The organism is Bradyrhizobium sp. 17 (assembly GCF_023073515.1).
Lineage (GTDB): Bacteria > Pseudomonadota > Alphaproteobacteria > Rhizobiales > Xanthobacteraceae > Bradyrhizobium > Bradyrhizobium canariense_D.
Window position 1 is genome coordinate 2,911 of record NZ_JADPJQ010000045.1, and the last position, 6,052, is coordinate 8,962.

2 protein-coding genes and 4 pseudogenes are annotated in these 6,052 nt (G+C 59.8%); 3 read left to right on the plus strand and 3 right to left on the minus strand.

Annotation, left to right across the window (positions count from 1 at the left end; all coding sequences use genetic code 11):
• The 3 genes and pseudogenes from IVB13_RS08320 to IVB13_RS08330 form a co-directional block, all read right to left on the minus strand.
• A pseudogene (locus IVB13_RS08320) lies at window positions 1-780 on the minus strand (HD domain-containing phosphohydrolase); the annotation flags it as partial.
• Window positions 781-869: 89 nt separating this feature from the next.
• Window positions 870-1,190 (minus strand): PilZ domain-containing protein, encoded by a 321-nt coding sequence (locus IVB13_RS08325; protein WP_247488314.1) that lies wholly within the window; start codon window positions 1,188-1,190, stop codon window positions 870-872.
• Window positions 1,187-2,276 (minus strand): annotated as a pseudogene (locus IVB13_RS08330) (DUF2336 domain-containing protein). Before IVB13_RS08330 ends, IVB13_RS08325 begins: the two are co-directional and overlap by 4 nt.
• A gap of 516 nt (window positions 2,277-2,792) precedes the next feature.
• On the opposite strand from IVB13_RS08330, the pseudogene IVB13_RS08335 reads away from it, so the two are divergent.
• The 3 genes and pseudogenes from IVB13_RS08335 to IVB13_RS08345 all read left to right on the plus strand — a co-directional run.
• Window positions 2,793-3,202: pseudogene (locus tag IVB13_RS08335) on the plus strand (IS5 family transposase); the annotation flags it as partial.
• A gap of 221 nt (window positions 3,203-3,423) precedes the next feature.
• On the plus strand, window positions 3,424-3,681 hold the full coding sequence (locus IVB13_RS08340) for a PilZ domain-containing protein (RefSeq protein WP_256467304.1): 258 nt from the start codon (window positions 3,424-3,426) through the stop codon (window positions 3,679-3,681).
• A 2,261-nt stretch (window positions 3,682-5,942) separates the two neighbouring features.
• Window positions 5,943-6,052, plus strand: a pseudogene (locus IVB13_RS08345) (transposase); the annotation flags it as partial.

Sequence of the window (6,052 nt, forward strand, 5' to 3'; positions counted from 1 at the left end):
TGTGCCCTTTCAGCACATCGTAACCCGCCGCCGGGTGGGTTTCGACCAACGCTCGCTCGTCGTCGTCGAGGCGTCCTGGCTTGTCCAGGATCGCCAAGGGCACCCTCGCCTTTCCTATGTCGTGGAACATGGCAGCAGTGGAGAGCCGTTCAACGTCACTTTTACGGAAACCGAGACTGAGGCGAAATCGATGGCGACGCCGGTCACGAGCAGGCAGTGCCGGAACGTTCCCTCGTGATGGCGCCGCACCGTGGCCAGCCATTCGGTTAACCCATGCTCGGAAATCCGGTTGGTGAGCTTGCGGCCGGCATCTTTGGGACCAGCGACGTCGACCCGCTCCCCGAGGGTGATCGAGGTGAACATCGACGCAATGGCGGTTGCTGCGGCGTCAACCGCATTGTCAGGCTGCGAGATGCCGCTCCTGGACCCAGTTCCGTGGCCGGGTGGATCGGCTAAAGCGGCCAGGAGCTTGGCCGCCTCGATTCTGCCAGGCAACACCAACGTTGCGCCCAGCGCATAGGCTTGCGAGATGCAAACGTGGGAGGTTTGCTCGACGAGGAAGATGCGCTTCTTTGCTTTGGCGAAACGCGCAGCTCTCTTTTTTAGTGCGGCAATGTTTTCGACCGCCCGCAGGTCGGCACGAACGACGACCGCAGCAGCAGCGTGCGGAAGCTTTGCTTCTACATCGAGCCGCTCGCCGGCAACGGTGAACTGTTCTCCAAAAAGCGAGCAGAGCCCGAAGAGCTTCTCGGAAGTGTCCGCCAATACGTGCACGAGCATGCCTGGTGCCTTCGTTCGTCTGGTGCCGGTGTGAATGGGCCTCGTCGGTGGTACAAGGTCATTGGCTCACTTCGATGAGACTGCTCGGCTCAAGTTTTACGCACGCCTCTGTCGCGCGCTGTCGTTTGGGCCTTCTTGCCATTTGCTTGGACAAAGTGGACGCCAGCCGTGGTTCCGTCGATCCAGACTAGCTCGCAACGTCGATAGGCCAGTCCCGTCGACGACAGCAGCATGAAGAACTCCTTGGCCGAGAGAACATCGAGCGACCCTTCGACTTCGATCTTGGCGCCGGTGTTCGAGATATCGAGCAAGACGCAGCTTCGGCGCCAGGTGCCGTCGGAGCCCATCAGGTTCACGGGCTGTCTGTTGTCCATGCGCACCCGAGATGCCTTGCGACCGTCGAATTTCATGGGTTTCCTGCCGATCTTGCAGTGCGACCGTGGGCGCCCGCGGACATTTCTCCCCAACGAACGGACCATTGGCTGGTCGAGAGATGAAGCGTTTCGAACAGCAGCTGTGCTCGTGCGCGTTCGCCTAGTGAAAGCCCCGCACCGCGCGTGTTGAGGACCGCCAGCGTGGTCTGCCAATTCAAGCGCGATGCCCGGCACGCCATAACCGGGCCTTCGTAACCGGACTCTGCCATAACTTGCTCGATGGCCTCAATCGGTGCTCCCGACAGCACCGACAAGGCCGTGAACAGGTTGGCTGTCTCACGCCGGATTGCGAACCGATTGACAGTCGAGTCGCTCAGCTTTCCGCTCCGATTGAGCGATATGATCTCCGGCCTCGCAGCGGCGTGCTCAGTGTCGTAAGGTCGCTTCGCTGTCGCTAATACTTGCGAGGACGCGTTTGCGTTGGAAGCCATATTCGCCGGCCGTGGCGATGCCGACAGCAGCTCCCGAACCACCATGTCCGGGGTGTCCGGCCTCAGCGTCAGCGCTTTCGTGATCTCGTCGTCATCCAAAGCCCTACGGACCAAGTTGGCATAGGCCGCGCCTGAGAATTCAGCGCCCGGATTGGCGATGACGGCCAGACAAGTCTTGCTGCTGCCGCGCTGCAATATTGCTTCAGTCACGGGCGATCCTGCGCCGGCCAGCAATGGCGCGAAGGTGATCCTCGCTGCCGGACGTCGCGATCGCCACCAGATCAGCCGGCGATAAGGCGAGAGATTTCATAAGGATCGGGACTGCGATCGCCGGATCGCCGCACGAGGCGAGACGTCGCAGGGTGTTCATCGGAGCAGTACCCAGCTCGGCAAGCGTCGTGCTGAGCTCGGCGAGAGTCGCCGGCGCGATCCGCCGGGCTAAGCGAATTAGAACGTCGTCAAGCAAACCGACCTGCGGCTCTTGCAATCGGTGATTACCCTCAACGAGCAGCTCGGTGGTGCGCCAGAGCATGCGCACACAACGTTCGGATGAGCTCCTCGCGATGGTGGCATCCACCTCGGTAATGAGATCGGCCGCAGAAAATGCCCTCATTGGCTGGCCCAAATTCATTTTAATATCGTCACGTCAAATCAAAACGTATTACGCGCGGAAGTTGTTAAGATTCCTTTATATGCCAAACCGTGACATACGAGAGGCTGTTAAATTCGGCTGAACGGCGCTCCGTGGCATATTAGAGTACCCTGCTATCTGACGCTGCGGCCTGCGCGTGGACGGCTGCCCGACCTGTAACGCATTGTTTGGGATGATAGCTGCCACAACTTGCGTGATTGCGATCCACCTTTGGACAGCCGCTAAAGTTCGGAATTTTGGCCTTCAGGACGAAGAAAAACTTATGCGGGCGGGCGGTAGCGTCGTTCAGCGACATTGCAGCTGACATCGGCCGAAGCAGACGCGCTCATCGCCAGTCGCGAACGTCCGCTACGGGTCATTTTCGACAGTTTTGGCACAGAGTGCGGGATGGTTGATGTCCGTTCCTGTCCAAAAGCGCCGTACCAGTGTCTGCCCATGAGCGTTGCGTTTGGCCGGATTGCCGTGATTCAAACTCCCGAACTGGAGGCTCGAATCATGCGCTACGAACTCTCCGACGACGAATGGACCGTCATCAGGCCGATGCTACCAAACAAGTCGCGCGGCGTGCCACGGGTGAATGACCGCCGCGTCCTCAATGGCATCTACTGGGTTCTTCGATCCGGGGCGCCATGGCGTGATCTTCCGGCGGCATTCGGTCCTTACACGACTTGCTACAACCGCTTTGTTCGCTGGCGGCGGGCTGGTGTCTGGGGCTGCATCATAGACGCACTTGCCGTTGCCCACGATGCCGCTGTCCAAATGATCGACACCTCGGTGGTCCGTGGGCATCAGCATGGAGCCTGCATCACAAGGAATGAGCGCCAATCGATGGGGAGGTACGCGGCGGCTTCACGAGCAAAATCCATGCGGTGGTCGATAGCAATGGCCTGCCTATACGGCTGTCAGCCCGGACAAGCCAAGTCAGAACTATCGACCACATCAAGGTCTTCTCCACGGTCGATGCCGCGGAAGCGTGGTTCGAGGAGAAGCATCTGCCCGACAGTTACCGTCGCTGCGACCCGCGCCTGATCGATTAACGCACCCCTAATTGCTCCCGAGGATTCGAGCGAGACTTTCCGCGACAAGTTTCAACAATTTCTCATCTGTGGCTCGTAGTCTCGCGGTCATGGAAAAACGCAACGTACGCCGGCGGCGCGTCTTGAAAGCCGCGATGATCGAATTTCCTGGGGGCGCCTTCAGCTGCGTCGTCCGTGACCTGTCTGACGGCGGGGCCAACTTGGATGTACCAAGTCAAATTGATATACCGCACGAGTTCATGCTGAGCATCCCGACGGCGGAATTGCACCGGCCGTGCCGAACGGTGTGGCGCTCGGCCAAGCGGATCGGGATCGCCTTTGCTTCCGGAGAGACAGTAGGGTCGTAAGCATCAATCCGGGCTCTCGCAGATGCGCTCCATACGCGCGAGCTCGTCGATGTCGTGCTGATGCTGCCCTATGCCGCCGATCGAACTCCGGCTGCCGCGGTGCCGTCAAGTCGCGCGCGAGTCAATGGAGGCGCGTCGCTTCCTGATGATCTCGCGCAGGTAGTCCGCATATTCCTCGATGATGCGTCGAGCTTCCTCCATGCGCGAAGGCTCTGGGTCCGGCGCCTCTCTATTCGGGCCTGGCTCGTGCGAGGGGCTCATGGCCGAAGGCTCGTCGACAACCACTGCTGAGCATTGAGACGGATCAAAGGACGCCGGACGATCTGCTTTTCCACACCCACGACGCGCGGTGGCCATAGGAACGTCAGCTAGATTGCCAAGTTTTCCCGGTAGCCCGGGTTCGTGATCCCGGGTCAGAAGGTGAACTTGCCCCAGCTCACTATCCTTTGTGAAGCTGGGGCTTTTTCGCTGACTCCTCCATACCCCCGACGCGCAGTAGCTCGACGGCCTTCTGCACCGCCAGGAATAGATGATTTGACCCAGATTTTGCCGAGTGGCTTCAGGAACGTTTGGGTGGTGCCGCCATTTGGAGAGCGATGACGAGCACGAGCGTAGTTCTCATTCCCGGCATGCTGAAAGCCCCTTCGTCTGGCGCGCATCTACGGCTTTATAGTCGAGCGCAGAGACGGCCTGTATTACCCCGGCAGCAACCTGCCGGCGTGCTCGAAGGCTTTGGCAGAGAAGATGATCGAAGGCGGCTGGCTGGTGAAACAGGGGGAGCGTTATGAGCCTACAGAGAAGGGTTGGAAAGCAGGAAGAGCAGGTTCGGATGCTTGATGGAAAAAAGGTTGGCTAGAGCTGCATGAGAGCGGACCTACGTGCGGCTACTGGCTGCCGGGCAGGACATTAGGAACCGCGCCATGATTGCCGGTTTGCCGTCGCGCTAGCTGTCTCCTTCGAGCTAGCGGAGCGGCCCCGGCATCACGACCAAATTGCTTTCCCGAGGACCATCGTGAACAGCGAAGCCGGATGCACAGCTTGTAGTCAGCCCCGAGTACTCAAGGCCTTTTTCCCCACGACCAAAGGTTATGAGCTGAAGATCTACGAATGCGCCAGCTGCGGCAGCGATCTCAGGCTTGTGACCAATGTGTCTAAATCATCTGGGCGCAAGGCGCCGAAGGGAAGACTTCCTTTGAGTACGCGGTCCAAAAAACCATCGCGGCAGCGCCAAGGGGGGCCGCTCGTGCCGCAGCTACTCCAAAGCTGAAGGGCCGCCCGTCACCGTGAATCGCCGCAGCCTTCGCCTGCAAAAAAGCCAGCCTCGTAGGGCGGCCGGCAGAAGCACTGGGTCAAAGTCAAGAATTGCAGCCATCCCGCCATGGAGCGCGAGCTGTGAGACCGGTCTTGCTCGTATGGATTCGAGGCCTCCGCGGCCCTACCGCTGAGATTTGGCGGGACAACCTCGAAGTATACCGGAGCCGATCGGCTGAGCAGGTCCTCGCCTTCCACGAACTTGCCGATGCCGAAGCACACGAAGCACTTGATCGGCTGGCCAGAAAGTATCCTCTCGACCGGGAGCCCGACGATTGAGGCTGGTTGGCGTCCCGCTTCGAGGTTGAGCGGAGTGACCAGGAGTTCAACACGAGCAGATGCACTCGCGGGACGACTTTAGGGATCACTCCCATTGTACATGGCGCCCGATTCTGGCCACACACCGATCTGTCATCGGACAAGACAAAAAGAAACCCCGCCAGCATGGGGCCGCCACGATGAGGCGGTCGCCGATCCGACAATGTCCCTGCTACAGAATCATCGCTCCGTGGGGCATATCTAGGGAATGCAGGTGCAGTGTCCGAAATGTCGGGTGATAGCTGCTGTCGGGACCACTAAGTGGTTCTTCGATGGTGGCACATGTCCAGAACTCGATGGATCAGCCGCTGGCGATGCCGGGGACTATCAACAGTGCAACGTTCTCGCCAAGGCGGTGGCGGAAACATTGGCTGCCCACGGGCTTCTAAAGCGCTAGTAGCGGCCGGCCAGCGTCCGGCGGGGCTGCCCGCTTACCCTCGGCACGAAGCCATTTCGCACACCGGCGAAATCTTCTTGAAACATAGCAGGTCGAAGCTGGTCGCATCAGCTACGGGGATGCCAGATGCTAGTCCTGATGAACCTGATTTGGCGCCGGCTTGCCTACACAATGCTGATCGGTATGCGCTCTAAGCTCGTCCGGCAGTAAGGACTAGGCGGCTGGTCCGTTAGGAGGCCAGACCGGCCCGGCGCGCGAAGACGATCGACGCATTTTCAGCGGTATCATTCACATGCTCCAGTGCGGCGCACGCTGGCGCGATTGCCCGTCCGACTATGGCCCTTA